At 64.0% G+C, this 25,963-nt stretch carries 24 protein-coding genes and 3 pseudogenes; 11 read left to right on the top strand and 16 right to left on the bottom strand.

The annotated features are described in order from the left end of the window. Positions 1 to 234 precede the first annotated feature (234 nt). The 4 genes and pseudogenes from A2G06_04455 (at position 235) to A2G06_04440 (ending at position 4,825) form a co-directional block, all read left to right on the top strand. Positions 235 to 2,372, top strand: a pseudogene (locus tag A2G06_04455) (hypothetical protein). Between the two features lie 102 nt (positions 2,373 to 2,474). Beyond that, positions 2,475 to 3,437: a dipeptide/oligopeptide/nickel ABC transporter ATP-binding protein gene (locus tag A2G06_04450; GenBank protein ID ANA39733.1), complete on the top strand. Its 963-nt coding sequence runs from the start codon at positions 2,475 to 2,477 to the stop codon at positions 3,435 to 3,437. After that, a complete protein-coding gene (locus A2G06_04445; GenBank protein ANA39732.1) occupies positions 3,434 to 4,432 on the top strand; it encodes a peptide ABC transporter ATP-binding protein in 999 nt (332 codons plus the stop codon). Before A2G06_04450 ends, A2G06_04445 begins: the two co-directional genes overlap by 4 nt. Before the next feature lie 108 nt (positions 4,433 to 4,540). Further along, positions 4,541 to 4,825 (top strand): transcriptional regulator, encoded by a 285-nt coding sequence (locus A2G06_04440; protein ID ANA39731.1) that lies wholly within the window; start codon positions 4,541 to 4,543, stop codon positions 4,823 to 4,825. A 158-nt stretch (positions 4,826 to 4,983) separates the two neighbouring features. Here the strand turns inward: A2G06_04440 and A2G06_04435 are convergent, their stop codons facing one another. The 3 genes and pseudogenes from A2G06_04435 to A2G06_04425 all read right to left on the bottom strand — a co-directional run bounded on the left by A2G06_04435 (position 4,984) and on the right by A2G06_04425 (position 7,787). Beyond that, positions 4,984 to 5,787: a malonyl-[acyl-carrier protein] O-methyltransferase BioC gene (locus tag A2G06_04435; protein ANA39730.1), complete on the bottom strand. Its 804-nt coding sequence runs from the start codon at positions 5,785 to 5,787 to the stop codon at positions 4,984 to 4,986. Beyond that, a complete protein-coding gene (locus A2G06_04430; protein ANA39729.1) occupies positions 5,780 to 6,601 on the bottom strand; it encodes an O-methylpimelyl-ACP methylesterase in 822 nt (273 codons plus the stop codon). Before A2G06_04430 ends, A2G06_04435 begins: the two co-directional genes overlap by 8 nt. Positions 6,602 to 6,612: 11 nt before the next feature. Further along, a pseudogene (locus tag A2G06_04425) lies at positions 6,613 to 7,787 on the bottom strand (8-amino-7-oxononanoate synthase). Between the two features lie 163 nt (positions 7,788 to 7,950). Between A2G06_04425 and A2G06_04420 the strand changes: the two are divergent. The 4 genes from A2G06_04420 to A2G06_04405 all read left to right on the top strand — a co-directional run bounded on the left by A2G06_04420 (position 7,951) and on the right by A2G06_04405 (position 11,105). Continuing rightward, positions 7,951 to 8,637, top strand: a complete 687-nt coding sequence (locus A2G06_04420; protein ANA39728.1) for a serine/threonine protein phosphatase — start codon at positions 7,951 to 7,953, stop codon at positions 8,635 to 8,637. Continuing rightward, a complete protein-coding gene (locus tag A2G06_04415) occupies positions 8,634 to 9,050 on the top strand; it encodes a secondary thiamine-phosphate synthase enzyme (protein ID ANA39727.1) in 417 nt (138 codons plus the stop codon). The genes A2G06_04420 and A2G06_04415 overlap by 4 nt, the downstream gene beginning before the upstream one ends. 78 nt (positions 9,051 to 9,128) lie before the next feature. After that, complete coding sequence (locus tag A2G06_04410; GenBank protein ANA39726.1) at positions 9,129 to 10,364, top strand: diguanylate cyclase; 1,236 nt, start codon at positions 9,129 to 9,131, stop codon at positions 10,362 to 10,364. Between the two features lie 123 nt (positions 10,365 to 10,487). Then, the gene (locus A2G06_04405) at positions 10,488 to 11,105 is read left to right on the top strand and encodes a hypothetical protein (GenBank protein ID ANA39725.1); all 618 of its coding nucleotides are present in this window, start codon (positions 10,488 to 10,490) and stop codon (positions 11,103 to 11,105) included. Positions 11,106 to 11,202: 97 nt separating this feature from the next. Here the strand turns inward: A2G06_04405 and A2G06_04400 are convergent, their stop codons facing one another. From A2G06_04400 to A2G06_04350, 11 genes are all read right to left on the bottom strand, one after another. After that, on the bottom strand, positions 11,203 to 11,538 hold the full coding sequence (locus A2G06_04400) for a hypothetical protein (GenBank protein ID ANA39724.1): 336 nt from the start codon (positions 11,536 to 11,538) through the stop codon (positions 11,203 to 11,205). 36 nt (positions 11,539 to 11,574) lie between these two features. Continuing rightward, positions 11,575 to 11,994 (bottom strand): hemerythrin, encoded by a 420-nt coding sequence (locus tag A2G06_04395; protein ID ANA39723.1) that lies wholly within the window; start codon positions 11,992 to 11,994, stop codon positions 11,575 to 11,577. A gap of 38 nt (positions 11,995 to 12,032) precedes the next feature. Then, on the bottom strand, positions 12,033 to 13,907 hold the full coding sequence (locus A2G06_04390; protein ANA39722.1) for an alpha-amylase: 1,875 nt from the start codon (positions 13,905 to 13,907) through the stop codon (positions 12,033 to 12,035). Positions 13,908 to 14,002: 95 nt separating this feature from the next. Further along, positions 14,003 to 14,956, bottom strand: coding sequence for an NADPH:quinone oxidoreductase (locus A2G06_04385; protein ANA39721.1), 954 nt, complete (start codon positions 14,954 to 14,956; stop codon positions 14,003 to 14,005). A gap of 232 nt (positions 14,957 to 15,188) precedes the next feature. Continuing rightward, positions 15,189 to 17,243 carry a hypothetical protein gene (locus A2G06_04380; GenBank protein ID ANA39720.1) on the bottom strand — a complete coding sequence of 685 codons (2,055 nt, stop codon included), beginning with the start codon at positions 17,241 to 17,243 and terminating at the stop codon, positions 15,189 to 15,191. Positions 17,244 to 17,401: 158 nt separating this feature from the next. Continuing rightward, positions 17,402 to 18,103 carry a hypothetical protein gene (locus tag A2G06_04375; GenBank protein ANA41590.1) on the bottom strand — a complete coding sequence of 234 codons (702 nt, stop codon included), beginning with the start codon at positions 18,101 to 18,103 and terminating at the stop codon, positions 17,402 to 17,404. Positions 18,104 to 18,147: 44 nt separating this feature from the next. Continuing rightward, positions 18,148 to 18,879: a GTPase-activating protein gene (locus A2G06_04370; protein ANA39719.1), complete on the bottom strand. Its 732-nt coding sequence runs from the start codon at positions 18,877 to 18,879 to the stop codon at positions 18,148 to 18,150. A 251-nt stretch (positions 18,880 to 19,130) separates the two neighbouring features. Continuing rightward, positions 19,131 to 19,820 carry a cytochrome C gene (locus A2G06_04365; protein ANA41589.1) on the bottom strand — a complete coding sequence of 230 codons (690 nt, stop codon included), beginning with the start codon at positions 19,818 to 19,820 and terminating at the stop codon, positions 19,131 to 19,133. Positions 19,821 to 19,851: 31 nt separating this feature from the next. Continuing rightward, positions 19,852 to 20,319 carry a cytochrome C gene (locus tag A2G06_04360; protein ANA39718.1) on the bottom strand — a complete coding sequence of 156 codons (468 nt, stop codon included), beginning with the start codon at positions 20,317 to 20,319 and terminating at the stop codon, positions 19,852 to 19,854. Between the two features lie 44 nt (positions 20,320 to 20,363). Beyond that, positions 20,364 to 21,626, bottom strand: a complete 1,263-nt coding sequence (locus A2G06_04355; GenBank protein ANA39717.1) for a hypothetical protein — start codon at positions 21,624 to 21,626, stop codon at positions 20,364 to 20,366. A 78-nt stretch (positions 21,627 to 21,704) separates the two neighbouring features. Further along, positions 21,705 to 22,637, bottom strand: a complete 933-nt coding sequence (locus A2G06_04350; GenBank protein ID ANA39716.1) for a cytochrome C — start codon at positions 22,635 to 22,637, stop codon at positions 21,705 to 21,707. 252 nt (positions 22,638 to 22,889) lie between these two features. Between A2G06_04350 and A2G06_04345 the strand changes: the two genes are divergently transcribed. Further along, positions 22,890 to 23,222 carry a hypothetical protein gene (locus A2G06_04345; protein ANA39715.1) on the top strand — a complete coding sequence of 111 codons (333 nt, stop codon included), beginning with the start codon at positions 22,890 to 22,892 and terminating at the stop codon, positions 23,220 to 23,222. 76 nt (positions 23,223 to 23,298) lie between these two features. Here A2G06_04345 and A2G06_04340 read toward each other — a convergent pair. Together A2G06_04340 and A2G06_04335 are read right to left on the bottom strand one after the other, a co-directional pair. After that, positions 23,299 to 24,167: pseudogene (locus tag A2G06_04340) on the bottom strand (NAD(P)-dependent oxidoreductase). Between the two features lie 101 nt (positions 24,168 to 24,268). After that, positions 24,269 to 24,736 (bottom strand): hypothetical protein, encoded by a 468-nt coding sequence (locus A2G06_04335; GenBank protein ANA39714.1) that lies wholly within the window; start codon positions 24,734 to 24,736, stop codon positions 24,269 to 24,271. A gap of 145 nt (positions 24,737 to 24,881) precedes the next feature. Here A2G06_04335 and A2G06_04330 point away from each other — a divergent pair, with 145 nt between their 5' ends. Together A2G06_04330 and A2G06_04325 are read left to right on the top strand one after the other, a co-directional pair. Next, positions 24,882 to 25,049 (top strand): hypothetical protein, encoded by a 168-nt coding sequence (locus tag A2G06_04330; protein ANA39713.1) that lies wholly within the window; start codon positions 24,882 to 24,884, stop codon positions 25,047 to 25,049. A gap of 99 nt (positions 25,050 to 25,148) precedes the next feature. After that, positions 25,149 to 25,958 carry an amino acid ABC transporter substrate-binding protein gene (locus tag A2G06_04325; GenBank protein ANA41588.1) on the top strand — a complete coding sequence of 270 codons (810 nt, stop codon included), beginning with the start codon at positions 25,149 to 25,151 and terminating at the stop codon, positions 25,956 to 25,958. The last annotated feature ends 5 nt before the right edge of the window (positions 25,959 to 25,963 follow it).

Genomic DNA, 25,963 nt, shown 5'->3' with positions numbered 1-25,963 from the left:
GCAGGTTCGTAATCATAGGGGGAGTCAGATGCCTTGTCAAGCGTTTCGGGGCAGCGGCAGCACAGGCCGCCGGCAGTCCGGGAACCGGCTTGCCGGATAAACAGGACCGAAGCACTCGCGTGCCACCGGCGTCTGACAATTTGACAATGGGAAGCCGCCATATCACTTGACTTCGATGCCATTTTCTGCGATTTGACGAACAATCGCCCCATAGTGGCACATGGATATCCCTTCATGAATTCTCTTCGAGTAAAAATACTTGGCATGATAACCCTGATCGTCGTGGTGATCGTTGCGACGTTCGGGTATCTGGAATATCGCAACCAGCAGCGTACCATCACCCGCATTTCGGCACGCAACGCCCAGATCCTCGCCACCACCATCCAGAACAGTATCGAAAACGTCATGATGAGCGGGCAATCAGACGAGGTGACCCGCATCCTGACGCGCCTCAAGACGCACGAAGCCATCAACAGCCTCACAATCTTCGACGAAAACGGCCGCATCCTCAACTCCTCCGACAAGCGCGAGATCGGTGGCCAGGTGGATGTGCAGGAGCTGGAAGCCTACCGCCAGGGAAACGCCATCCACCTGCACAACAGGGGAAATCACCAGCAGTTCCACAGCATCTCCCTCATTTACAACAGGCCGGCCTGCCAGGGATGCCATGACGCCGGCCAAGTCATTCTCGGCGCCCTCGAGATCGAGCTCCCCATCGACTACCTCCAGGCGGATCTGGACAAGGGCAAAAGCTTTGCCCTGACCTCGACCCTGTTCATGGTCCTGCTGATCTTCATTACCGTATCGCTCTTTCTCCACGCCTACGTGAACCGGCCCCTGAAGGCCATCATCGCGTCAATGCAGCGGGTGGAGCACGGCGACTTCGATGTGAGGAGCGACATTTACAGCAGCGATGACATGATGGCGCTGTCCGACAACTTCAACATGATGGTGAACAAGCTCAAGTACTACATGGAAACCACCATCAGCCACGAGCGCGAGCTGGCCCGGGCCCAGTCCAAGCTGTCCCATCACCACGAAATGCACCTCATGAACCAGAAACTGGAGGAACAGCTCAGGGAGATCGAAAATCTGAACGTCGGCATGGAAGAGCGGATCGAGGAGATCGAGGAGGCGAACTACAAAATCGCGGACCTGGCCAGCGAGCTGGAGGACAAGAACACCAACCTCGAACAGGCCGTTGCGAGGCTCTCGACCCTCTACAAGGTGGGGCTCGCCCTCAACTCGACCATGGAGCCCGAGCGGCTCTTCAACCTGATCGTCAAGACCACGGTCGACACGCTCCACGCCCAGATCGGCTATGTCATCCTCTATTCGCCCCGGGAAAGGAACCTGCAGGTGACGACGCTGCTGGGCCACACCATCCCGGAGGCTCGTCGACGACGCTGCCCATGAAGCAGTCGAGCGTATCCACCTGGGTCATCGAAAACCGGCGGCCGCTCCTCATCACCGACATGGACGAATGGCCCCAGTTCGACCGGTACAGTTCCCTGGGATACGAGCGCAGGACCCTCGTCTGCGCCCCGCTCCAGGTCAAGGACGAAATCATCGGCACCATTACGGTGGTGAACAAGGACGACCATTCCACCTACACCAATGAAGAGCTGGAGCTGCTCTCCACCATCGCCGCCCAGGCGAGCATCGCCATCAAGAACGCCCAGCTCTACGACGAGCAGCAGGCCACCTACCTTCACACCATCCAGGCCCTGGTTTCCGCCATCGAGGCGAGCGACAGCTATACCCGCGGCCACTCGGAGCGGGTCACCCGCTACTCCACGGAACTGGCGCGCAAGCTGCGGCTTCCCGCCGATCGCGTCAAGGTGATCGAGCGGGCCGCCATCCTGCACGACATCGGCAAGATCGGCATCGATCTGAGCCTGCTCCACAAGGAAGGCAAACTCTCGTCGGACGAGATCCGCGACCTTCAGCAGCATCCGGAGATCGGCATGAAGATTCTGGAGCCCATCGATTTTCTCCAGGATGTGCGCCAGTGCATCGGCCAGCACCACGAGCGGTACGACGGTCGCGGCTACCCGAACCGCCTCGGCCGGGAGGAGCAGTTGCTCGAATCCCGCATCCTCGCCGTGGCCGACGCCTTCGACGCCATGACCTCCGACCGCCCCTACCGCAAAGCCCTGCCGGTGGAACTGGCGGTACGGGAATTGATCGACAACGTGGGCACCCAATTCGACCCGGAACTGGTGCCTGCGTTCATCGAACTCCTGGAATCGGGCATCCTGGGCATCGCTTTCCAACGGGAAGAGCCGCACGACTTCTCACCTGCCCGCGATCATCGGCGTGCGGAACGCAAGGTGGTCGCCATCAGCGAATACGGCCACCGCACCACCTGAGCCCCGAGACACAGCCGACATTTGCCCGCCGATGGAGATCATGGTATAACCACCACTGACTCATCACATCCTGCGCCCATTTTTTCCCAACAGGAACCGTCCGTGGCAAATCTGCTCGACATCAAGCGACTCACCACCGTTTTCCATCTTGCCGAAGGGGACATCCATGCCGTGGACGGCGTCGATCTCTCCATTGCCGCCGGAGAAACCCTGGCCCTGGTGGGTGAATCCGGCTGCGGAAAAAGCGTAACCGCGGCATCCATCCTGCGGCTGGTGCCGCCGCCCGGCGAAATAACCGGGGGTGAAATCCGCTTTGACGGGGTCGACCTGCTGGCGGCAAGCGAGGCGGAGATGCGCTCCATCCGCGGGAACCGCATCGGCATGATCTTCCAGGAACCCATGACATCCCTGAACCCGGTATTCCGGATCGGCAGCCAAATCGCCGAAGGGCTCATCCTCCACCGCCGGCTCGGCCGCCGCGAGGCGCGGGAGGAGGCAGAGCGCCTGCTGGCCCTGGTGGGGATTCCCGAGCCGGCATCCCGGCTCGACGCTTATCCCCACCAGTTGTCGGGCGGCATGCGGCAACGCGTCATGATCGCCATGGCGCTGGCCTGCGGCCCGCGGCTTCTGATCGCTGACGAGCCGACCACCGCCCTGGACGTCACCATCCAGGCGCAGATCCTGGAGCTCCTCGACCGCCTCGGCGAAGAGCACCGCATGGCCCTTCTCCTCATCACCCACGACCTGGGGGTGGTTGCCGAGCGGGCCGACCGGACCATGGTGATGTACGCGGGACGGATCGTGGAAGAGGGGCCCACCGCCGAACTGGTGACCACCCCCCTGCATCCCTATACCGAGGGGCTTCTGGCGTCGCTCCCCCAGCGCAGCGTTCCGGGCGAGCCGCTGCGCACGATTGCCGGGCAGGTGCCGAGCCTGCTCGGCGGGCTCACCGGCTGCGGCTTCTGCAACCGCTGCCCCCGCAAGGTGCGGGAGTGCGCCCGGGAAACGCCTCCCCTCATCGAACGTTCGCCGGGCCACCGGGTCCGGTGCTGGAATCCCCTATGACCGACGATCATCTCCTCAGCGCGGAGAACCTTTCCAAGGCGTTTTCCGTCAGTGCCGGCCCCTTTTCCCCCCGACGGGAGCTGCGGGCCGTCTCGGACGTAACCTTCGGCATCGCTCCGGGCGAGACCCTGGGACTCGCCGGCGAGTCCGGGTGCGGCAAATCCACGGTGGGCAAGCTTCTCATGGGGCTGATCCCTCCCGACGCCGGCACCATCCGCTTCAACGACCGGGACGTGGCCCACATGACCCGCGACGAGCGCCAGTCGTTCCGCAAAGATGTGCAGATGATCTTCCAGGATCCGTTCTCCTCCCTGAATCCGCGCATGCGGGTGGCCGACATCGTGGGCGAGGCATTGGACATCCACGGCCTTGCCCCGCGCGGGGGACGCCGGGCCCGGACCCTGGAACTGCTGGACATGGTGGGACTCCAGGCGGGCCATGCGGACCGCTATCCCCACGAATTCTCCGGCGGCCAGCGGCAGAGGATCGGCATTGCCCGGGCCATTGCGGTCTCGCCCCGCGTCATCGTGGCCGATGAGCCGGTGTCCGCCCTGGACCTCTCCATCCAGGCCCAGATCATCAATCTTCTGCAGCAACTGAAACGCGATCTGGGGCTCTCGTATCTCTTCATTGCCCACGACCTGTCAGTGGTCAGGCATCTGAGCGACAGGGTGGCGGTCATGTACCTGGGTAAAATCGTGGAGATCGGGACGAGGGATGCGGTGTTTTCGCGGTTTCAGCACCCCTACACCGAGGCGCTCCTGTCGGCGGTCCCCCGAGTAAAGGCGGGATCCAGCCGCAAACGGATCATCCTGGCAGGCGATCCGCCTTCACCGATAACTCCGCCACCTGCCTGCCCTTTCCATCCGAGATGCCCCTATGTCGAAACGATTTGCCGTTCTGAAATCCCCCCCCTAGAAGAGAAGGAACCCGGCCACTTAGCAGCGTGCCACCTCAGTAAAAAACTGTTTGGTATGCCGGCACCTTTTTCTTGACAAGGCATGTTTAGAACCATATAACTATATGAAATATTCCCTAGGCCCCACCTCATTCTCCCGATTCCGGAGGGGCAACGCTTCCGCGGGCAACAGGAAGGATTTTTCATGAAAATGGAAGAATTCGACAAGAGCAGAAATTTCACCGACGAAGCGGAAATCTTCAAGGTGCTCGGCCACCCGGTCCGGCTCAAGATCGTGGCGGGGCTCTGCACGAGGGAATGTAACGTAAAGCATATCTGGGAGTGCCTCGGTCTTCCCCAGGCCACCGTTTCCCAGCATCTGGCCCTGCTCAAGAACAAGGGCATCATCGAAGGCAAGCGCGAGGGCGTCGAGGTCCACTACACAGTGGTCCACCCCTTGGCCAAAAAACTCATCGACGTGCTCGGCTAGTCTCTCCCCACCGTACTGACGTCACCCCAAATCCCCTCCCGGCGAGGGGTTTTTTTTGGAGCGCGCATGAACGGAACGAGCAGGCCCCAGGCAGTCTGATCTCCGGTCGGGGGAGTCGCCCGCACGGTCCCCTGTTTTCCGTCGCTTCACGCCCTCAGCTAACGCTTCCCCACCCCATAGACCACCGTATAGGTGGCCGGAATTCCATCGGCACCGCCGAAGCTCTCGGCATACGTCCGCATCATCGCCTCCATGACCCGCCGCCCCGAGAGGCCCCGCCCGGGAACCGGCGAGGCGTTGCCGGCGCCGATCCGCTTCACGGAGCGGAGAAAGGCCGGCACGTCCGGGTGGTATTCCACCTCGTCCTCATCGAACACCTCCACCGACCTGAATCCCGCCCGCGCCAGTGCCGTCCGCACTTCGTCCCGCGTGAAAAACCGGTGGGTCCGGTCCCTCCCCCCGCGCGGCACCGAATGGAGGGCGGCCCGGTAGGATGCCTTGAGCTCCCGGAAGGTGCCGTCGCCAAACAGGGCAAAGGCGAACAGCCCGTCATCGGCCAGAACCCTGCGGGCCTCCGCAAAGGCCCGGTCGAGCGTGGTGAGCCACTGGAAGGTGGAGGTGGAGACTACCAGGTCGAAGACACCATCGCGAAGGGGAAGATGTTCCGCATCGGCTACGGCGACCAGGCGCTCCATGGTCCGGCCCAGGTTGTCGCGGGCCTGCCGCGCCATGCCGTGGGCCAGGTCCACGCAGGTTATGGCGGCCGACGGGTAGCGGTCGGCAAGGCGCAGGGCCAGGGCGCCGGTGCCGGCTCCCACGTCGAGAATGCGGGCCGGTTCGACCCCCTCGGCAAAAAGGAGGGAAAGCATCCGCTCCATGACCCGCTTCTGCACGGCGGCGTAGGCATCATAGTCGGCGGCCCCTTGGTGAAAGGCGTTGCGGACCTTGCGGCGGTCAATCATCTCCGGCAACCTCGCGCAGAAAGCGTGTCACTTCGCTGTTGAATTCCCGGGGGCGGGAAAGGAAGGGGGCATGACCGGCTCCGGCGAACAACAGGAACCGGCCCAGGGGAAGATGATCCGCCAAATGGACGCCGGCCTCGGGGGGACAGATGGCGTCCCGGTCGCCGTGAATGACCAGGGCGGGCACGCGTATTTTTGCCAGGAGGTGGCGCTGGTCGCTTTCCGCCAGGGTGACGAGGGCGGCCTGGGCGGCCGTGGCGGCGGGACGGCGGTGCGGTGCGGCGATCTCTTGCCCGATGAGCCGTACGGATTCCTCAGAGAGCTCCCCCTCCGCGAACATGCTGTGGAAAAAACCGTCAAGCGCGGCATCGAACGAGCGCCGCAGGCGCAGCCCCAGCCCCCGGCATTCGGTGGCGGGAAGGCCGTGGGGCCAACCATCCGCTGCCGAGAATCGGGGGGTCGCCCCCACGAGCACGAGTGCGGCAAGGCGGTCTCCCAGCAGCGGTGCCGCCTCCAGGGCCGCCTGGGCACCGAGGGACCAGCCGGCGATCGCGGCCCGTTCCAGGCCAAGCCCGTTAAACAGTGACACAATATCTGCCGCGAAATCGGCGAGACAATACCCGTCACCCGGCGCCGTGGACCGGCCGTGGCCCCTGAGATCCACGGTGATGAGCCGGAACGAGGCTGCCAGCGGCCGCTGGAAGGCCCAGACGCCACCCTCCATGGCCCAGCCGTGGACGAGCACCAGGGGGAAGCCGTCCCCCTGGTCGTCATAATGGATCGTCAGGTTGTGGTCTGTTTGGAGAAACGGCATGACACCTCGGTTCACACGATGCCCAGTTCTTTGCCGATCCGCGTCATGGCGGCCACGGCGCGCTCCAGGTCGGACTCGTCGTGGGTGGCCATGAGGGTGCAGCGGAGACGGCAGGTACCGGCCGGCACCGTGGGGGGGCGAATGCCCTGGACGTAATATCCCTCCTCAAGAAGCCGCCGGGTAAAGGCCATGACCGGTTCGGCCTCACCTACCAGAGCTGGAACGATCTGGGTTTCGCTCCCCATGGTGTCGAAGCCGGCCCCCTGGAGCGCGTCCCGGAACAGAGCGGCGGAACGGGCCAGGCGGCGGCGTAGCGCGTCCCTTCGGGGGAATCGACCAGGTCCAGGGCGGCCCGGGCCGCGGCCAGGACCGCCGGGGGGAGCGACGTGGAAAAGATGAAGCTGCGGGCCCGGTTTACGAGCAGTTCCACCACCTCGGCGGAGGCGGCGACATAGGCGCCGAAGCCGCCAAGGGCCTTGCCGAGGGTCCCCATCTGGAGATCGATGTCGGCCGTCACCCCGAATTGTTCGGCGGTTCCCCGCCCGCTCTCCCCCAGCACCCCGGTGCCGTGGGCGTCGTCCACCATGAGCAGGGCGCCGTACTGCCGCTTGAGGGCCGCCAGGGCGGGGAGCGGTGCCAGGTCACCGTCCATGCTGAAGACGCCGTCGGTGACGATGAGCATGCGGCCGGCGCCCCGGTGCTCGGCCAGGAGGCGCTCCAGGGCGTTCATGTCGTTGTGGGGGTAGCGGACGAACCGGGCCCGGGAGAGCAGGCAGCCGTCCACGATGCTTGCATGGTTGAGCCGGTCCGAGAACACCACGTCGCCCCGGCCGGCCAGGGCGGGGATGATGCCGCTGTTGGCCGCGTACCCCGAATTGAAGACCAGGGCCGCCTCGGTTCCCTTGAACCGGGCGAGCCGCTCCTCCAGAGCCGCGTGGAGCTCCATGGTGCCGGAGACGAGCCGCGAGGCGCCGCTGCCCGTGCCGTAGCGCTCCACGGCCTCCACGGCCGCCCGTTTGAGGGCGGGGTGATCGGCCAGCCCCAGGTAGTTGTTGGAGCAGAGGAGCATTACCTCCCTCCCCTCCACCACCACCCGGCTCCCTTGGCTCCCCGCCACGGTCCGCAGGCTCCGGTGAAGGCCCTGCTCCCTGAGTTGCTGCAATTCCCCGGCAATGCTTCGCGTCACGCTCTCCTCCCGGCGTCTGTCCCAAGAGTAATTTTTTAGCACAGTGGCACCCGGATCGTCAACCAAGCCGAGAACAGAGGTTGACAACGGTCATGGCTTTACTCCCCGGATTCCCCCATGGTATAAAAAATGTACCAAATCCGTTATCTCCCGGTCAGGAGCCATGGTACATCACTCGACCCATTCCCGCCGTTTCGTCATCCCCGACATCCATGGGTGCGCCCTGACCCTCGACCGGCTGCTGTTCCGGGTCCTGGGCCTGACGCGCCGGGACGATCTCTACCTGCTGGGGGACTACATCGACCGGGGTCCCCGGAGCCGGGAGGTCATGGACCTGCTCATCTCCCTGTCGCTCAAGGGCTACCGGGTTCGCGCGCTGCGGGGCAACCACGAGGAAATGTTCCTGAACGGCTGCCGGGACCGGAACGCCTTCAGGCTCTGGACCCTGAACGGCGGCCTCGCCACCCTCGGAAGCTTCGGCGTTGAGGACGCCTGCGAGGTGCCTGCCCACTATCGCCGCTTCATGGAGCAGATGCCGTGCTACCTGGTGCTGCCGGACTTTGTGCTCGTCCACGCAAGCCTCGACCTCTCGCTCCCCGACCCCTTCGCCAACCGGGAGGCGATGCTCTGGAGCCGCTCCCTGGAGGTGCGCAGGGAACGGCTCGGCGGGCGCCGGGTCATCGGCGGCCACACCCCCATGACCCGGCAGGAGATCGAACAGGGGCTGGCCACGGACCGGATCGTCCTCGACAACGGCTGCGTCTACCCGGAGCGGCCGGGCATGGGGTCCCTGGCGGCCCTGGAGCTCGACGGCATGACGCTCCATTTCCAGGAGAACATCGACCGATGAAACACTTCCGCAAGGAACTCTGGTTCGAGACGCGCCAGCGCCGCCAGTTCATCAACATTACCCCCACGGTGCGGGAATGCCTGCGGGAAAGCGGCATCCGCGAGGGGCTGCTCCTCTGCAATGCCATGCACATCACGGCAAGCGTCTTCATCAACGACGACGAGTCGGGGCTCCACCACGACTTGGAGGTCTGGCTTGAGGGGCTTGCCCCTGAAAGACCCTATGAACGCTACCGTCACAACGGTTATGAGGATAACGCCGACGCCCACCTGAAGCGGACGGTCATGGGCCGGGAGGTCGTAGTTGCGGTCACGGCCGGGGAACTGGACCTGGGACCGTGGGAACGGATCTTTTACGGAGAGTTCGACGGCAAGCGCCGCAAACGTGTCCTGGTAAAAATTATCGGCGAGTGACCTTGCGTCGGCCGAAAGATTGCATATTTCTCATCCAGACCGATCCCACTGACCACCTGTCCAAGGAGCAGCGCCCGGGTGAACACCCTGACGGCAAGACATTTCACCATCTTCGTGATTCCCGCTGCGCTTCTGGCGGCAACCTTCTGGTTCGTGCCCCGGGTGCCGGAGCTGCCCCCGGCACGACTTGAACTGCTCGCCCACCTCCCCTACCCGGCGATTGCCCTTGGCGCCATCCTCTCCATCCACTTCCACCGGGGACGGGCGCTGTTCGTCTTCTTCCTGCTGGCGGTCTCGCACTGGAGCTTTCAGGGGAATGCGGCGGAACTCCCCCGGGGGATCGAGGCCACGGTGCTCTTCCAGGCCGTCACCCTGCTCGTGCCGCTCAACATCGCCCTGTTCTCGCTCATGCGGGAACGCGGGATCATCACGGTAGCGGGGCGGGTCCGCTTCGCGTTCCTGGGGTTCCAGGCCCTGCTCGTCTGGTGGGCCATGACACCGGGGCACGTGGCGGGCCAGCAACTGCTGGCGGGCCATTTTACCGGCGCCGGCATGGTTGCCGGGTCTCCTCTTCCTCCACCGGCCATTCCGGCAATCGTCCTTTCGGGGCTGCTGGTGGCGGCGCGGGCAGGCCTGAAGCAGTCACCCGTGGACAGTGCGTTCCTGGGGGTGCTGGTGGCCTTTGCCGCGGCGGGCAACGGCATCGCCCACCCCCACGTCACGCCTGTTTTCATGACTGCCGCGGCGGTCATCCTGTCGCTCGGCGTGCTCAAGGATTCCTACAACATGGCGTTCCGGGACGAGCTGACGGGACTCCCGTCCCGCCGGGCGCTCAGCGAGCAGCTCACCTGGCTGGGCCGGCGCTACAGCGTTGCCATGGTCGACGTCGACCACTTCAAGAAGTTCAACGACACCTACGGACACGACGTGGGGGATCAGGTGCTCCGGCTGGTGGCGGCAAAACTGCGCGGCGTGGGAGGCGGGGGCAAGGCCTACCGCTACGGCGGCGAAGAGTTCACCATCCTCTTCCCCAACCGGACGAGGGAAGAGGTCCTTGGCCGTCTGGAAGAGCTGCGGCGGGCCATCGCCGATTACCGGATGCGCCTGCGCTCCTCGGACCGGCCCGCCTCCAGCAGGGAGGGAAAGAGGCATCGCTCCGGGATGCCCCAGGGACGCGGCTGCGTCTCGGTCACCATCAGCATCGGCGTGGCCGAGAGCAGCGGCGAGCTCCGCCGCCCCGCCGACGTCATCAAGGCGGCGGACGACGCCCTCTACCGCGCCAAGGGGCGCGGCCGCAACCAGGTAAGCACCTGATCCGGCAGGGGTGCCCTCTCCCCGCACATCCCATTCCTCCTCCGATTGCATTCTTCCGACCGACCGCTATACTTTTTTCTTGTCATCCCACACCATCGCCCGGAAACGGCAAGGAGGCACTCCATGAAACACGGATTCATAGCGGCGTTCACCCTGGCGGCATTCACCATCACTTCGCTTACCGGGTGCGTAACGGTTTCCGAAGAGCACAAGGGCGCGGCAAAAGGGGCCGGCTACGGAGCGGCGGCGGGCGCCATCGCAGGCGCAGTGCTCGCCGGTGAAGGGTCGCGCACCAAGGGGGCGGTCTTCGGCGGTCTGGCGGGCGCACTCATCGGGGGACTCATCGGCAACTACACCATCGACCGCAAGTCCACCGCGGAGCAGACCGCGGCCCGGTACAACTACCAGCCCGCCTCGGGCACCATGGTGCGGATAGAGAATGTCTCCACCACGCCCACGAGCGTCAACGCCGGCGAAAAAGTGGAAATCCAGACCACCTATGCCCTGCTGACCCCTTCCGCCTCTGACCAGACCAATGTGACCGAGTCGGTCGAGATCCGCTACGGCGGCGATCTCGTCGGCAATCCCGAAGCCACCGTGGCCCACACGGGAGGCACCTACACCTCCACCATCCCGATCATCCTGCCGGCGGACGCAAAGAAGGGAAACTACAAGGTGATCACCACCGTCAAGACCGACTCGGGAAAGGACACGCGGGAAACATCCTTCACGGTGCGGTAGGACCCAGCGGCATTCCCCCCATCCACGCAAAAAAGCGGGACCCGGCAGCAGACGGCGCCGGGTCCCGCTTTTTCGTCTCCGTCACGCGGCTGGCCGGTCAGTCGCCGTATTCGCGCCCCCAGGTGTCCCTGAAGGTGATGTGGTGCAGATCGTTCTGGGACTTGACATCGTCAAGGATCGTCTGGGCTTCCTCATCGGTGAAGCCGACGCTCGGACGCACCCCCATCCAGTGGGTGGTATCGCCCGACGGGTTATCCAGAGGGCGCGGCAGGGGGGGCCCCGGCTTGTAGCGGCCGTTCAGAAAGAGGGCCGCCTCGTACTGCCGGTGGCGCTTCACCATCCGCACATCCACCAGGAACCCGTTTTTGGTTTCTTTGGACAGGATCGACTCATGGACGTCCATATCGCTGGGCACATCGTAAAACTCAGGCATTGCTTCCCCCGGTAGCGTGTAGTATGTCAGGTTTCCTTACAGTCTCATATCGGCAGGTTGCCCTGTTTTCTTGAGCAGAAACTCGCTCATTGCGGCATCCACGCTGCGGATGTGTGTCTTGAGCCAGTCAATGAGCGTCTGGTTCACCCTCAGCACAAAGTCCCGCGTGACTCCCGACTCCACCAGCTCGGCCTTCAACCGCTCCAGGGTAGCACGAAAAATGAGGTGCTCGGCCCGATGCCGTTCATACTCGGGATACCCGGCTTCCCGCTGAAGCCGTTCCTCGGCTTCGAAATGGCTATCAACGTAATCGTCCAGGAACACCATCATTTCCACGACCTCGTCCAGTTCGCGCCCCACCATGCAGGCGTCGAGGAGCTTTTCCAGTTGAACGAAGAGCGCCCGGTGCTGGGTGTCAATTTCCCAGATGCCCACTGTCAAATCATCGGTCCACATGGCCCGTCCTCCTGAAAGATGAATAGTTCCATGTCATTCTAAGCAAAAGCGGGGCCAGCATCCCGAGTGTAGTATCGTTTCTGGAACATGACGAAACCGGCTGCCGGCACCCTGAGCTCTACGGCCCGAATGGCGGGACCGGCATCCCGCACCACCACCCTGCGGCGCACCTGGTCCGGATCGGTGGAGTAGCGGCAGACGAAAGCGTCCCCTGCCCGGTGGAGGGAGCCGTCCACGAGCACCAGGGCGGTGCGCGGATGGTCAGGATCGGTGTTGATGGCGAGGACTATCTCTTCGGTGTCGAAGATCCGCGACCAGGCCACCACGGAGCGGATCTCGCCACCGATGGCGTAGGGAAGCCCGAAGTTCACCCCGTCGCCGGAGATCTCCCGCAGATACTGGCGCCCCCGGCGCAGGGCGATGATGTCCCGCCGCAGGGCGAGGACCTTGGCACACTCCCGGTAGACCGGGTTATCCTCGTCGAAGAAGTGGACCCCGCGGCTGCGGAAGGCGCCAAAGGGGCCGCCGAACATGCATTCGCGCAGGTAGCGGTCGTCCCCCCCTTCGCCGTCGAAGGCCTGCTCGGTACCGTAGTAGATGCAGGGGATGCCGAGGGTGGTGGCATTGAGCGCCAGGGCATTCAGCACCAGCCGGCGCCACGAGGGATCGCCGGCACAGAACCGCTCTTTCTTGGCGCCGCGGCAGACCTGGTCGTGATCGTCGATGACCGTCACCACCTTGTCGCGGAACCAGGCGTGGGACTCCTTGCGCACCAGCAGGGAGTTGCGGAAGAGATCGAAGTAGTCGGCCGGATTGGCCTTTCCCTTCACCAGATCCTCCAGGCGCAGCGGAATGTCGTCCACCCCCAGCGCGGCGTTGAGGCCGGTGGTCTCCAGGGTGTCAAAGGCGTTGACCCGGCCGCCGGTGATCTCGCCGATGAGATAGAAATTCTCCTTGCCGATCCTCTGGGCGAATTCGTGGATGGCTGAAGCGAAAAAGCGGGTGGCCCCGGGCCCCATATGCTTTACGGTGTCGATCCGATAGCCGTCCAGGTCGGCGTAGGCGATCCAGTACTTGTACGCCTCGCAGAGCGCCAGGAGCGCCGGGGACGGACTGAACGTATCCACGTCCCCGTCTCCCAGATGGATGTCCTTCAGGTCGAAGAAATCACCATCCAGGTACTCGTGGTAACGGTCCCAGTCCCGGATGTATCCCTTGCGCGTGAAGCACTCCGGCGCCTGCAGCTCCCGGGGCCAGACCGCACCGTCTGGCCAGGCCCCGGCGGGGGACGGGCCGAAGGGGAGCGACGGCGTGCCGTCGGCCGTGCGGAATCCCGTCACCGGGTAGCAGGTGCCGCCGTCGTAGGGGGTGTATCCCCGGTCGTAGGCGAACACGTTGCCCGCATGATTGAGGATGATGTCGAGGATGACGTAAATGCCGTTGGCGTGGGCCACGCGGACCAGTTCCCGCAGGTCGTCGCGAGTGCCGAAGTGGGGGTCCACGTCCAGGAAGTTCTGGATACCGTAACCGTGGTAGGTGGGGACGAAGGAGCACTGCTTGAACAGGGGGCTGACCCAGACCGCGGTCACCCCCAATCGCCGGAGATACCCCATCTTGCCCATGAGGCCCTTCAGATTCCCGCCGCACCAGCGGGTGCCGGCCTCGCGCCAGGCCGCGGCCTCGGGCTCGGTGGCGATGGCGTTGCCCGCATCGGCCGGGCGGTACGGCGGGGTGTCCCCCCGGCTCGTGCGCCGTCCCCGGTTGTCCCGGTAGCCCGTTTCGTTGCCGTCGGAAAAGCGGTCGAGCAGCAGGAAGTAGAGCACCTCGTCCTCCCAGGCTGACGGGGAAGGGTGAAAGATGCGGTTGCAGAGGCGTTCCAGATCCAGGTCCCTGATCGATTGCGGTGCCGTCATGGCGTGATCCTCCTTTTTCCGCTGAAAGAGAAAAGCCCTCTCCCGGCAAGGGGAGAGGGCCTGAAACAACCGCTGAATCGAACGCTAGCTGATCTTCAGCACGATCTTCCGAAGTGCTTGTCTTCTTCCACCTGGTCCATGGGGAAGACCTTCTCGATGATCGGTACTATGGTTCGGTCGGCGAACTTCGGCAGAGCCGTCCTTGTGAACTCGGCCACGATCTCCCCCTTGTCCTTCACGGGACGGGAGCGGAGCACGGAGCCGATGATCTGTTGCCGCTTCACCATCATGAGCGCCAGATTGAGCTCAGCCTTGATGCCGCTGATGACGCCGATGATGACGAGCCGCCCGGCGTAGGCCAGAGAATTCATGTTGGGGACCAGGTACTTGGCGCCCACGTGATCGAGGATCACGTCGACCCCCTTCTTGCCGGTGAACTCCTTCACCGCCTCGGAGAAGTCAGGGGTCTGGGTGAAGTCGACGACCAGGTCGGCGCCCAGGGCCTTGACCCGGTCCATCTTTGACGGATGGGCGGTGACAACGATCTTCGTGTTGGGAACCAGGGCCTTGCAGAGCTGGATGCCGGCAGTGTTCACCCCGCCGCCGCCGCCGTGGAGGATGACGCTGTTGTTGTCCTTGAGCCCGCCGATCATGAAGACGTTCAGGAATGCCGTAATGTAGGACTCGCAGACGCAGGCCGCCTCCTCGAAGCTCATGCTTTCGGGAATCCGCATGAGGTGGCTCGCGTAGGCCACCGCGTACTCCGCGTAGCCGCCCCCTCCGACCAGGGACATGACCCGGTCGCCCACCTGCCAGCCGGTGACGCCCGGGCCCAGCTCCTCGATGGTGCCCGAAACCTCCAGGCCGAGGATTTCCGAATCACCCGGCGGAGGCGGATACTTTCCCTCCCGCTGAACGAGGTCGGGACGATTGACGGAGGTGGCCACCACTTTGACGAGCACCTGCCCTTCCGCCGGTTTCGGCCTCTCCGCCTCCCCTACCTTGAGAACATCAAGCCCGCCAAAGCCGTCGAGCAGTACTGCTTTCATAGCTGTTCCTCCTTGAGTGGAAAAGTCACGGAATTAATCCCGACACTCTAGCCAACAAACAGCGTTCTGTAAACACAAAATCCAGAGTGAGCCCGACTCCGGCGCTTTCCCGTCAGAAGAAGGTAGCCGCCACGAAGAACGCCACCATGGCCCGGGCCGGCAACAGCGCTCCGGCAATGCCGATCAGGACGGGGACCACGGCGAGAAGCCAGAGGACGGTGGTAACGGCCCGCTATCCCCTGCGGCAGAGGACCGGCACCGTGGCCAGCGCCTTGGCCCGTTTGGCGGGATCATCGGGGAGCCGCAGCCTGTCCATCATGAATCCAACGGTTTCCACGAAGGCGAAGGCATCACGTACCACACCGGCGCTGTCCGCCTCCCCGGAGGAGGGATGCTCGGGGACGTAGACCAGGGTCTTGCGGTCGGCGGTCAGGCTCCAGGCCACGTAGACCCGGACGGCTTCCCGCCGTTTCAGGACGCAGATGTACGCGCCGCAGGTCTGGGGCACATGCCCCGGCGGCGACACGTTCACGTAGTTGAGGGGCAGGTGGAGTTCCACCACATCGGCGGGATCGTGGTATTCGACGCAGGACAGGGACGGGTCGAGACGGAAGGCCCCGCCGCCGGATAAGCCGGAATTCGCCCCATCCCCGAATGAAAAGTCGTCTGATGCGTTTTCTCCACCGGAAAGCAGCTCGTCGACCGTGGCAGCTACGCCGGCACTCCAGCCGGATTCGGAGGACGCGGCGGACGGCACGGGAGGCGGTGAAACCGGCAGCGACGGCAACTCCGCCGGTCGGGGAGCAGTCTCGCGACGGACGGGACGGACCGGTTCCCGCGCCGCGCCCAGGCGCTCCACCTCCGTCTGCAGCGCGGCGATTCTCGCGGCGGCCGTCTGCTCGGCCAGCGCCTTGGCGGCTGCAAGCCGTTCCAGCTCGGATCGGAGCGCTGCCGCTTCCGCCTCTGCGGCTGCCAGCGCCTCCACGGCGCCCCCTTCGCCCGTGCGGAGCACCAGCCGGCGGACCGCTTCCCGCTCGGCCGCAACCACCGCCTCTTCGGCGACCAGCGCGGCCAGGCGCGCAACAGCCCCGTTCCGCTCCGCTTCCCGCTCAGAGGCCTGCTGCCGGAGCGACTCCTCCAGCGATTCAATATCCCTGGCGGCAACGGCGCCGGCGGCTTCGCGTTCCTCCTCCCCCCGCCGGACCGCCTGTTCCAGCTCCCGGACCCGCTCGGCCCCGAGCCGTTCAGCCTCTTCCTTCTCCCGTGCCATGCGGGCGATATCGCGCTCAAGGATCTCCTGGCGCGCTTCAGAAGCCTTCCGGGCCTCTTCCCACTCGGCCGACAGACGCGCCAGCCGGTCGCGGAGCTCGGATTCGGCGCTCCCGGCCGAGGACTCGGCCCGTTCCCGCTCCGCCGTCAGCCGGCTGAGCTCCGCGGTGAGTTCCGCCACCTCGGTCGACTCGCCGGATCCGAGCCGCGCCAGCTCCGCGCCGAGGTGCTCGATGTCCGCCCTCAGGCGAGCCACCTCGGCACCATGGGCGGCGGTCCGCGCGGTCAGCTCCCGTTCGTCTTCCGCCTTTCGGCGCTCCAGTTGTGCGATCTCGGCTTCGAGCGACTTTTCCTTCCCGGCAAGGGCCCGCCGGATTTCCTCACGTTCGCGGCCCAGTTCGGCAATGCGGGCGTTGAGCTCCTCCAGCCGGGCGTTCCCCTCGCGCTCCTGGGCCGCGTTTTCGGCCTCCATTCGGCGCGCCTCCGCCTCCTGGGCCTTCACATCGGGGGCAGACGACGCCTTCTTCGGGGCCGGTTCCGCAGGCGGTCGTGGGGCCTCTGCCGGCGTGGCCTCCTTTTCAGGGCGCTTGGCGGCGGGACGTTTTCCCGCCGGCTCCACCGTCCCGGTCATGGGAGGAGCCGCAGGACGGCGAATCACCCGGATTTCCCGGATGACCACCTCGCGCATGGCCTTGCTGTAGCGGAGATTGACCTCCTGCATGACAAAGCCGAGGGATTCGGCAAAGGCTATGGCTTCAGCCACGAGGGCATCGTGCGATTCCCCCTCGGCCGGCTCGCGGTCAGGACGGTACAAGGCCATACAGCGGCGGTCCGTCTGCTCGAGGGCCACATAAACCCGGGCCCGTTCACCCTCTCGGACGACACAGACAAAGGCCAGGCAGGGAGAGGGGGGGCGATCGCCGCATGCGGTGGTGACCGGTTCCACCGAGCGGTGGATCTCGATGACCCCTGACTCGTCGGCTTCAATGGCGGTTCGTGCACTGTCGGGAACAAACATGAGCTACACTCTACCCCATTTTGGGCATAAGGCAAACCGGATGTCCGCATGCCGGGAACAGCGGCGCAGGGACGGCCAAACGGCATCGGACCGCGCACTGGTCAACAGTGGAGCGGCCCGATGGCGCTGAAAGGATCAGTGGCAGGACGACTTCCCGGTCAGGGGATTTCGACCATCAGGAGATCGCCGGGACCGACCTTGAGCTTCTTCTCGATGGCCCTGCAAAGGATGATTTTGCCGTCATAGGCCGCATCGTTCTCGTTGACCACCATGAAGGGGAAGATCGCCGAGATGCCGTTGGCGCTGCTGGTGAGCTTGAGTTTCTTGACCGCTCCGGTCTTGTAGAAGTTGCCGACCTGCTGGGCCGTGACCTGGTTGAGAGCTCCCATGCCCAACTGCTCGAAGGAGCTCCCCACGGTGGAATCAGCGATGTGGCAGGCCGGCAGGACCAGAATGCCGGCGGCGGCCTCTGCCACGGGCGCCTGCGCGACCGCCGGCCTTGCGAAAACCTGGTCTGTGGCTGCGGCAATGAGCGCGTCAAGCTTTCCCTTGGCCACGTTCAGGGAGATGTTGAGCACCTGCAGGTTGATGGCCCTGGTGCAGAGCAGGAGCAGAAATGCCTCGCTCAGGGGCTTGACGACGATCCGCCCGTCATTGTACCGGAAGTCGAGCAGGTCGAAGGAGCCGACCGCGGTGCGCACGCCGCTGTTGCGATCCGCCACTGCAGCGGATGCCTGTCTGACAATGGATTCGTCAAACAGCGGGGGAAAGGCGTGAACCATGAGCTCCCCGCCGCTGCCGCAGACAAGGCTGCCGACAACCCCCGGAACCGCATTCAACTGAGTAAGAACCTCGCGCATATCCTCTCCCACCCGTCAGCCTCCGCCGGTCTGCCCGCGGCACGCTACTTGCGACCGGCAAACGTGGAGCGGATCTCGTTTTCCACGTGGGCCAGGGAACTGTCGCCGCGAACCGCGATGGAGACGTAGTGATTTTTTGCTTCGAACAGAAGGATCTGCTTGCCGCGGGCATGGACCGCCGCCGACTTCACCTCGCCCAGGCCGAACAGCCCTCCCAGGCGCGAACCAATGCCCGCGAGGCTCAGGCCCTTGGCGGAGAGAACCTCGGCCTCGAAACTGTCATCATCAAGGGGAGTTCCGTCCTTTTTCATCAAAACAGCATAGGAGACACCCGCAATTTTGACGATGCGTTCCGCGACAGCGCTCATACGGGTTTGCACGGCAGCCGGAGCCGCCTCATCCTCTCGCCGTGTCCCCCCATCGGCGCGCAGGGCGGCCTGTTCCTCATCCATCAGGCGATGGGCCTCCAGCAGCAGGAAGCTGATGCTCTGCTGGATGGTGCGGCTCGTGGTGGTCACCTTCGGCTGGATAGTGAACCGCCCTTCCGGCCAGCGGATGATCTCGTAGAGAGCCATCTCCCCCATCATTTTTCCCTGCTCGGCATGAATGATGTCGCCGTCGCGGAAAAAGATCATTCCCTGCCGCTCCCGATACTCCACGGCAATGCAGCCGGAAAACCGGTTGTGCCCCTTGAGCTGAATGACATCAGTCAGGGGGAGACCGGCGACGGACCCTTCGAAACCACTCGGATTTTCCCGTTGCAGAGCTTCAGCCATCGCTTCTCCTCCTTTCTGACCCACTGGACCCGAACCAATTTAAAGCATTTTCCATGCCTGTCTTTTCACGTGGTATCCTCCAGCACTGCATGGCGTACAAATCAGGCCGCTACCAGACATGAACGGATAGCCCTGCATAGGGTACCGTGTCAATTTAAGGTTAGACGCAACGCCATATGGCAGCATTCGCCAATGCAAAGCACTGGCAGGAGATTGCGCTCAGGGATGGACCCGCACCGTAGCGGACGGTGTTAACGGATGATTGTCGGATGACAGATGATGCAGTCGCGTACCGCCCGGATCGGGATGTTCAGTTCCGGATCAATGGCGTACACGTGGCACGAGGTGCACTCCACGAATTCCGGAATGCCATCATTGTTGATGTCGCGGAAGGTGAATACCAGCTTGTGGTGGATTTCGGGCAGGGGACGGTCCGGAAACTCCGTCTGCGGGGCGTGGCACCGCAGACACGCGTCGGGATTCTCCATTTCGGCGGGAGGGACGGCGTCGTGCTTCAGGTGGCGGAGGCTGCCGTTACGCACCCGCTGGACGAACGCAGGGTCGATCGGCATGCCGTTGCGCGTGGCGCGCATGGTGGAATACCAGGAAAAGAAGGGCTTGACCGGGTCGCTGCCGTGGCATGAATAGCAGCGCTCAGGGTACGGTACCGGGTCGACCACGTGACAGCTCAGGCATGCCGGCGCGCCCGCCCCGTCCGCGGCGCCGAGCAGGTTGGCTCCGTGGCAGACCTTGCACTGGTTGAGGGCCTCGGCCCCACTGCTCGAAAAGCTTTCGGTGGTCGGGAAGCGGTGATAGGTCACCCAGATGGGGGTGTGGGCCGCCGTGGCAGCCGGAGAAATGCCGTTGCCGGCATTTGACCCGCCGCCGCAACCGGCAAGGGCGAGCGCAACGAGTCCCGCGAGTGCGATGAGCCTCTTCATGGCCAGCGTGCTCCGATCCGTGATATCGCCGTCAACCATGACACGGCCGACAGGTGGCGGCTGCGCGGGGGTTGCCGTGACAGCGGAAGCAGGAGGACGGGTCGAGCCGCCCGTCTATCCGGTGGCGGGAAAGATAGTCGCCCCGGTGCTGCATCCTGCGGAAGGTCTCTGTCGGGTTCTTCTCCGACGGCTTGAGTTCGGTCCGGCTCGCATGGCAATCGTTGCAGAAGCTCTGTTCGTGGCACAGGGCGCAGATGTTCTGGTTCTGGTATGCAACCATCCGGTGCGAATCGGTGAACAACGGCGTGTGATTGTAGCGCTCAAAGTCCACCGGCTCCTTCCGGTAGCCGTGGCACTTGGTGCAGAACTCCCGCCGCTCGCCCAGCTCGAAAATCGGCGGATGCTTGACGGGCAGCCGGTAGTGCGCCTGCTGCGTGCAGGAAACAACAAGGGCGAGGAGCATGTACCCCCCTGCCATGAAAACGGCTCTACGATTCATATGCCTGATTCCATTTCTTTTCCGCTGACCGGTCCATTACGCTCTTACCTGCGAAACGCATAGGTCACGGCAAGGGTGCCGCGGTAATCCTTGTGGAAATAGGGATCATTGCTGTAGTCCACCGAAAGCTTGAGGGAAAGCGCCGGGTCCGGCATCTTTCTCCCCAGGCCGGCGGAAACGAAGAGCGCACTGTTCTCTCCGTAGATGGCCCGGTCGTAGCGGACGTAGGTGACATCGCCGGTGGCGAACCAGGGGGTGAAATCTCCGTAGAGATAGCCGCGCCCCAGGTAGTAGCGGTTTTCTGCCAGGTCGCCCTGAACGCGGCCGAATTCCAGGCCTGCTTCCGAAAAAATGCCCCGCCGCACCGTTGCCAGGGCGGTGGCCATGTGGGCGTTGCCGAACCGGCGGTCATAGGTGAGGTACTTGTACCTCCCGCCAAACTCCACGCTCTCGGCCGGATACCAGAATCCTTCGGCGCCCGCAATCTCCACCCGGTCGCCGAGTGCCGTCTGGAAACGGAACGGCCGTGAGGCCCCGGAGCGGTCGTTGAGATAGTCGGAATACCGGTACCGTTGGTAAAAGGGGCGGAACTCCATGGAGGCAAACGGTATCCGGGCTTCGTAGGAATGTTCTCCCCACCCGCCCGTCAGGAGGTTGAGGGTCGAATGGCCGAACAGCGAGATACCGGCCGGCAGGATCAGGGAGAGGTCGGCGCCCAGGAGCTCCTCGCTCCGGGAGCCGTCATTGGCCACGTACTTGTATGAGATCCCCGCGTCATAACGGCCGCGCTGTCCCTGGACGATCCGGGCTCCGTAGATCAGGTCGCCGCTGCGGCCCGCCGCGCTGCCCGCACCGACCGGCATGCCGGCGAATGCCGAGAGGGCCACCGTCGGCACGAGCTCCGTTCTGGCATAGAGGCCATCGAAACTCTCCCGCATCACCCCCTCGAACAGGTACTGGCGGCCGATCCGCACCTGGTGATCGCGGTCGGGATCGATGTATTCCAGATAGGCATAGAGGAGATCGCCCTCGGCATCGCCATCCTCGTGCGAATCCCGCAGGTCGAGCCGCCCCCAGCCGTAGGCGTGGAGCGAGAGCCCCGGCGTGGTTACGCTGCCGTAATCGATCCGCATGAATTCGTAGACCGGCAGAAGGGAGCGCCCCCTGCCGTTGCGGTCGTCCCGCTCGTAGACCCTGACGATGGTATCGGAACTGATCCCCAGATCAACGGCCCGGCAGACCGCGGGCACGGCAAGAACGGCTGCGAACAGTATCAGTTGTGCGGTCATCCACCAGGAACGCGTCAATGCATCCCCCTCCTCGTGGGCATGTCGGCCCCCCTCTCCGGCCATCCTGGCGGAGGAGGGGGGCATCACAACGGACTGTCAGCGCTGGCGCACCGGCGGATTGTGGGCGTCCTGGTGGCAGGTCAGGCACTTGGGGAAACGGTCGTGGAGCTGCTTGGAGTGCGGCAGGCCGTGGCATTCGCCGCACTGGGGAATGTAGCCGTGCCTGGAGTGGCAGGCGGCGCAGTTGACCGTACCGTGGCGGCTCGGCGTTCCCGTCCAGGCGGCGTAGACCTTGCCGTGGCAGGCGCCGCAGGTCCGCGCGCCCACGTCCTTGGCATAGGTGACCTGCTTCGGCTTGTGGACCGGGTGGCATTCGCTGGCGCAGGTCTTGAACTCCTGTCCTTCGTAATGGGGCTTATGACACATGTTGCAGGACGGAATCACCCCGTGCCCCGTATGGCAGGCGGCACAGGCCAGGCTGGTGTGCTTGCTCGGGTACTGCTTCAACTCGGCCGGCGGACCAGCGTGGCAGACGGCACAGGAGTCGGTGAGCTTCTTCGTCATGGGAAGCCGGGCGATGGAGTGCGGATTCGTATGACATTCGGAGCACTGGGTAAAGACCTGCACGTGGGGGACCGACGGCGTGGAGTGACAGTCGGCGCACTTGGGCATTATTTCATCCCAGTTGTTCTTCCGCGGATTGAAGCTGTGGAAGCTCTTGTGACAGCCCTGGCAGGTGAAGGTATGCCGGCCGCCGTCCTTCTTGATATCCTGGAACGCGGAGGGATGGCACTGGCCGCACTGGGTGACCGTAAGGGGGGGCGGGTCGGCCGCGAAGAGCTCCGGTTGCTTCTCGATAGTGACCGTGGCCACGGGCCCGCTCGCGTGGGTACCCATGCCTGCGGGCAGTTTCCCGGTCCCGCTCTTTTCACTCGCGTCACCCGCCGGCATCCATCCGAACAGGGCAACCATCCCGACCAGAACCGCCACCGCCGCCACTCCGCTCAAACCGCCCCTGTCACATCTCATGGAGTCGTTCCTTTCTTCGTTCGGCTTCCGGCGCCATCAGGAATTGCCGAAAGAAATTAGCGTATACCAATAACCCTGAACGTGCCGCCCTGTCAAGCAATGAAATGGCAGCCGCTGCCTTTTCGAAACACCCCACAATTATTCAACTTTTTGCATGATTAGATAAAATCTTAAAGAATTTCCCGGCCAGGCCGAATAATACTCTTAACAAGTCGGTACCCTCACTCACCGAAACAGATCAGGAAGTGACGCATGTCCGCAGACAAAAACATGTATGACACGGTGCTCGCCTATTTCGAGCAGGAGTTCGCCGCCGTCAGGGAACGGTTACAGGAAGGCCGGTATGCCGGACTGAAGGAGCGGATTCTTGTCAGCCTGAAAATCAGCGATGCCCTGACCCTGCTTGCACCCTATACGCGGGGCGACCAGCGGGCGCGCAAGCTGGTAAAGGCAGGCGAAGCGCTTCGAACGGAACTTCTCTCTGTGCGGGACGTCATCGAGAAGAAGAGAGCACCCCGCAAAAAGCGGCAGGACATGCTCATCTGCCAGGTGCTCAGAAGGCGCAAGCCGCTGCTGCTGGTCTGAGCGCCACCATCTCTTCACGCATCCCCGACGCCGGCCCCCAGGGTCCGGCGTTTTCTTTTTTCCGCAGACAGCCGGGCTACTCAACAGAGCTGCGCACCCCCTCCTGCATGGCCGGATGGAGCAGTGTCACGCGCAGCTTCTCGCGCATCAGGCGATTGTCCATTTTCCGCGATTCGGTCACGTACGAAAACATGAGCGGCGTCATGACCCGACGGGCTTCCTCAAGGGTCACCCGGCGCGGCCGCGGCAGGCCCAGGCGTCGGCGCACGCGTCGAAATAGGCGGTCATGGTGGTGGGGTGACCATCGCTCACGTTGAAGATGTCCCCGTCTTCGCCGCGTTCCGCAGCGGCGAGGCAGATGCGGGCCAGATCGTCCGAATGGATGCGGTTGGTAACGGGAGCCAGGCTGTCCTCAAGCACCGGCTGGCCGCTGGTGAGCTGCTGGAGGGGAAGCCGGCCCGGCCCGTAGATTCCGGTCACCCGGAGGATGACCACCGGGACGCCCCGCTCGGCCCCCCACTGGCGGAAAACCGTTTCCGCATCGTAGCGGCGGCGTGCCCGCGAGGTCTGGGGATTCGGCGGAGTCTCTTCGGTCACGACCTCGCCGCCGCAATCGCCGTACACGCCACTGGTGCTCAGGTAAACGATCTTCCGCGGCTCCTCGCCCGGAGCAATGGCATCGCAGAAGGCACGCACGCGGGGATCGGTGAACCCTCCGCCGGGCGGGGGAGCAAAATAGAACACCACGGCGCCGCGGGTGGGCATCCCTGCCAGGGAATCCCGTTCATCCAGGTTCGCCTCCAGGGCGGTCACCCCCATTTCGCGGAGGGATGCCGCCTTATCCGGAGACCGGATCAGGGCCGCGACCCCGGCACCGCTTGCCAGGGCGGTCCTTGCCACCTTTTTCCCGATATCGCCGCACCCGACGATGAAGAAACGTTCCATGCTCCCCCCCGTGCTGCGTTCACCGGCTGAACGCCCCTTCCGCAGCGAACCCTACCTATTACCATCCGGAAGTAAACACTGTCAACACGCAGCGTTGTGTCCTACTTTTCCTTCTGACTGAGAAAGTACGTAAGGGCAGCGATGACCAGCGAGGCTGCCACGCCGTAGCCGAGGAGATCCCGCTGGCCGTCCCAGGTCATCACCTGGCCGAGAAAGAGGACGCCGATGACCACCACCACGACCCCCACCAGTTTGTACTTGAGGTCGTCCAGGCTGTGGATCGAAAGCCATTCGGGAACCTGCACGCTGTCGTCGACGAAGAGCTCGTAGAGGGCAAGGGAAATGATATAGAGGACCGTGCCGAGCAGAAAGGTGTCGACCACCTCGATGAACGACAGGACCAGGGATTTCATCCCCTTGCTGCTCACGTAGCCGGAGGCCAGGGTCTCGATGATCGTGCGGAATGCGAAGATTCCGCCATAGACGATGAGGGTGACGGCGGCGGCAAAGGAGCCGATCACGGCGATGAGGATGATGTAACGGGTCGACTCGATCAGGCGGTCTTTCATGGATCGGCGGGGCCTCCGCGGGACGGTGCGTGGCGCCATGATAGCTAAAACCCTCCCTCCCGTCCAGCACCATCCGTGCCTTGACAGGGGGCTGTCCCGCGCTAGACTTCCACTGTCGGGAACAACGCGCAAGGAGGAACGTCAAATGGCATGCGACATCACAGCCCACAAAATGCATATGTGTGCCCTCAAGGCCGAGGGATGCAGCGATGAGGTGGCAAGCCTCTCCGCCTCGCCCACCGTTAAATGCGGCAATTGCGGCGCACTGGCCAACTCGCCGGACAACGTATGTAACCCGGTGCCGTTGAAGTAGCCGGCAGCACAGACCCTGCGGCATGGAAAACGGCCCGTGACCGATGCGCGGGCCGTTTTTTTCAGCACGGCCGCCATATCACACTCACTGGAGGACCCCATGGTTATCGCACGCACACTCCGCTTCCGGGCGGCGGGATGGCTTATCGGACTCTTCTTCGTTCTGCTCCTGAACGCTTCCCTTGCCCGCGCCGCGGGGGACTCGCTCGTCGTCGGCATGGAACTGGCCTATCCGCCGTTCGAGATGACCGACACGACCGGCAAGCCCACCGGCGTGAGCGTCGACCTTGCCACGGAACTCGGCCGGGCCCTGGGCAAGAAGATCGTGATCCAGAACATGGCCTTCGACGGTCTGATTCCTGCCCTGAAAACCGGCAAGATCGACCTCATCATCTCATCCATGACCGCCAATGCGGAGCGGGCCAGGTCCATCGACTTCTCCGACCCCTACCTGAACACGGGGCTCTGCCTCCTGGTCAAGAAGGAATCGCCGGTAAAGGGCATCGGCGACCTGGACCAGCCGGGCCGCAGCGTTGCGGTCAAAAAGGGGACCACGGGCCACGCCTGGGCCGGCAAGAACCTGAAAAAGGCCAGGGTGCTCGTCCTCGACAAGGAAGCCGCGGCCGTCCTCGAAGTGGTGCAGGGGAAAGCCGACGCCTTCATCTACGACCAGATGTCCACCTACCAGAACTGGCAGAAGAACCGGGCCACCACCCGCGCCATCCTGGAGCCGTTCCAGAAGGAATCGTGGGCAGTGGGCATCCGCAAGGGCAACGATGACCTGAGGACGAAAGTGAACGCCTTCCTGGCCGATTTCCGCAAGAAAGGCGGTTTCGAGACGCTTGGCGACAAGTACCTCAAGGAGCAGAAGGAAGCGTTCAGGAAACTGGGCTATCCCTTCTATCTCTAGGACGC

It is taken from the genome of Geobacter anodireducens (assembly GCA_001628815.1).
GTDB classification, from domain to species: Bacteria; Desulfobacterota; Desulfuromonadia; order Geobacterales; family Geobacteraceae; genus Geobacter; species Geobacter anodireducens.
The sequence above is the reverse complement of the archived record's forward strand: the minus strand, read 5'-3'. Positions and strand labels throughout refer to the sequence as shown.

Bases quoted from the DNA above. Each gene is read 5' to 3' on its own strand.
- A2G06_04445 (ANA39732.1), top strand. From the start codon at position 3,434: ATGACCGACGATCATCTCCTCAGCGCGGAGAACCTTTCCAAGGCGTTT.
- A2G06_04440 (ANA39731.1), top strand. From the start codon at position 4,541: ATGAAAATGGAAGAATTCGACAAGAGCAGAAATTTCACCGACGAAGCG.
- A2G06_04435 (ANA39730.1), bottom strand. From the start codon at position 5,787: ATGATTGACCGCCGCAAGGTCCGCAACGCCTTTCACCAAGGGGCCGCC.
- A2G06_04430 (ANA39729.1), bottom strand. From the start codon at position 6,601: ATGCCGTTTCTCCAAACAGACCACAACCTGACGATCCATTATGACGAC.
- A2G06_04420 (ANA39728.1), top strand. From the start codon at position 7,951: ATGGTACATCACTCGACCCATTCCCGCCGTTTCGTCATCCCCGACATC.
- A2G06_04415 (ANA39727.1), top strand. From the start codon at position 8,634: ATGAAACACTTCCGCAAGGAACTCTGGTTCGAGACGCGCCAGCGCCGC.
- A2G06_04405 (ANA39725.1), top strand. From the start codon at position 10,488: ATGAAACACGGATTCATAGCGGCGTTCACCCTGGCGGCATTCACCATC.
- A2G06_04400 (ANA39724.1), bottom strand. From the start codon at position 11,538: ATGCCTGAGTTTTACGATGTGCCCAGCGATATGGACGTCCATGAGTCG.
- A2G06_04395 (ANA39723.1), bottom strand. From the start codon at position 11,994: ATGTGGACCGATGATTTGACAGTGGGCATCTGGGAAATTGACACCCAG.
- A2G06_04390 (ANA39722.1), bottom strand. From the start codon at position 13,907: ATGACGGCACCGCAATCGATCAGGGACCTGGATCTGGAACGCCTCTGC.
- A2G06_04385 (ANA39721.1), bottom strand. From the start codon at position 14,956: ATGAAAGCAGTACTGCTCGACGGCTTTGGCGGGCTTGATGTTCTCAAG.
- A2G06_04380 (ANA39720.1), bottom strand. From the start codon at position 17,243: ATGTTTGTTCCCGACAGTGCACGAACCGCCATTGAAGCCGACGAGTCA.
- A2G06_04375 (ANA41590.1), bottom strand. From the start codon at position 18,103: ATGCGCGAGGTTCTTACTCAGTTGAATGCGGTTCCGGGGGTTGTCGGC.
- A2G06_04370 (ANA39719.1), bottom strand. From the start codon at position 18,879: ATGGCTGAAGCTCTGCAACGGGAAAATCCGAGTGGTTTCGAAGGGTCC.
- A2G06_04365 (ANA41589.1), bottom strand. From the start codon at position 19,820: ATGAAGAGGCTCATCGCACTCGCGGGACTCGTTGCGCTCGCCCTTGCC.
- A2G06_04360 (ANA39718.1), bottom strand. From the start codon at position 20,319: ATGAATCGTAGAGCCGTTTTCATGGCAGGGGGGTACATGCTCCTCGCC.
- A2G06_04350 (ANA39716.1), bottom strand. From the start codon at position 22,637: ATGAGATGTGACAGGGGCGGTTTGAGCGGAGTGGCGGCGGTGGCGGTT.
- A2G06_04345 (ANA39715.1), top strand. From the start codon at position 22,890: ATGTCCGCAGACAAAAACATGTATGACACGGTGCTCGCCTATTTCGAG.
- A2G06_04335 (ANA39714.1), bottom strand. From the start codon at position 24,736: ATGAAAGACCGCCTGATCGAGTCGACCCGTTACATCATCCTCATCGCC.
- A2G06_04330 (ANA39713.1), top strand. From the start codon at position 24,882: ATGGCATGCGACATCACAGCCCACAAAATGCATATGTGTGCCCTCAAG.
- A2G06_04325 (ANA41588.1), top strand. From the start codon at position 25,149: ATGGTTATCGCACGCACACTCCGCTTCCGGGCGGCGGGATGGCTTATC.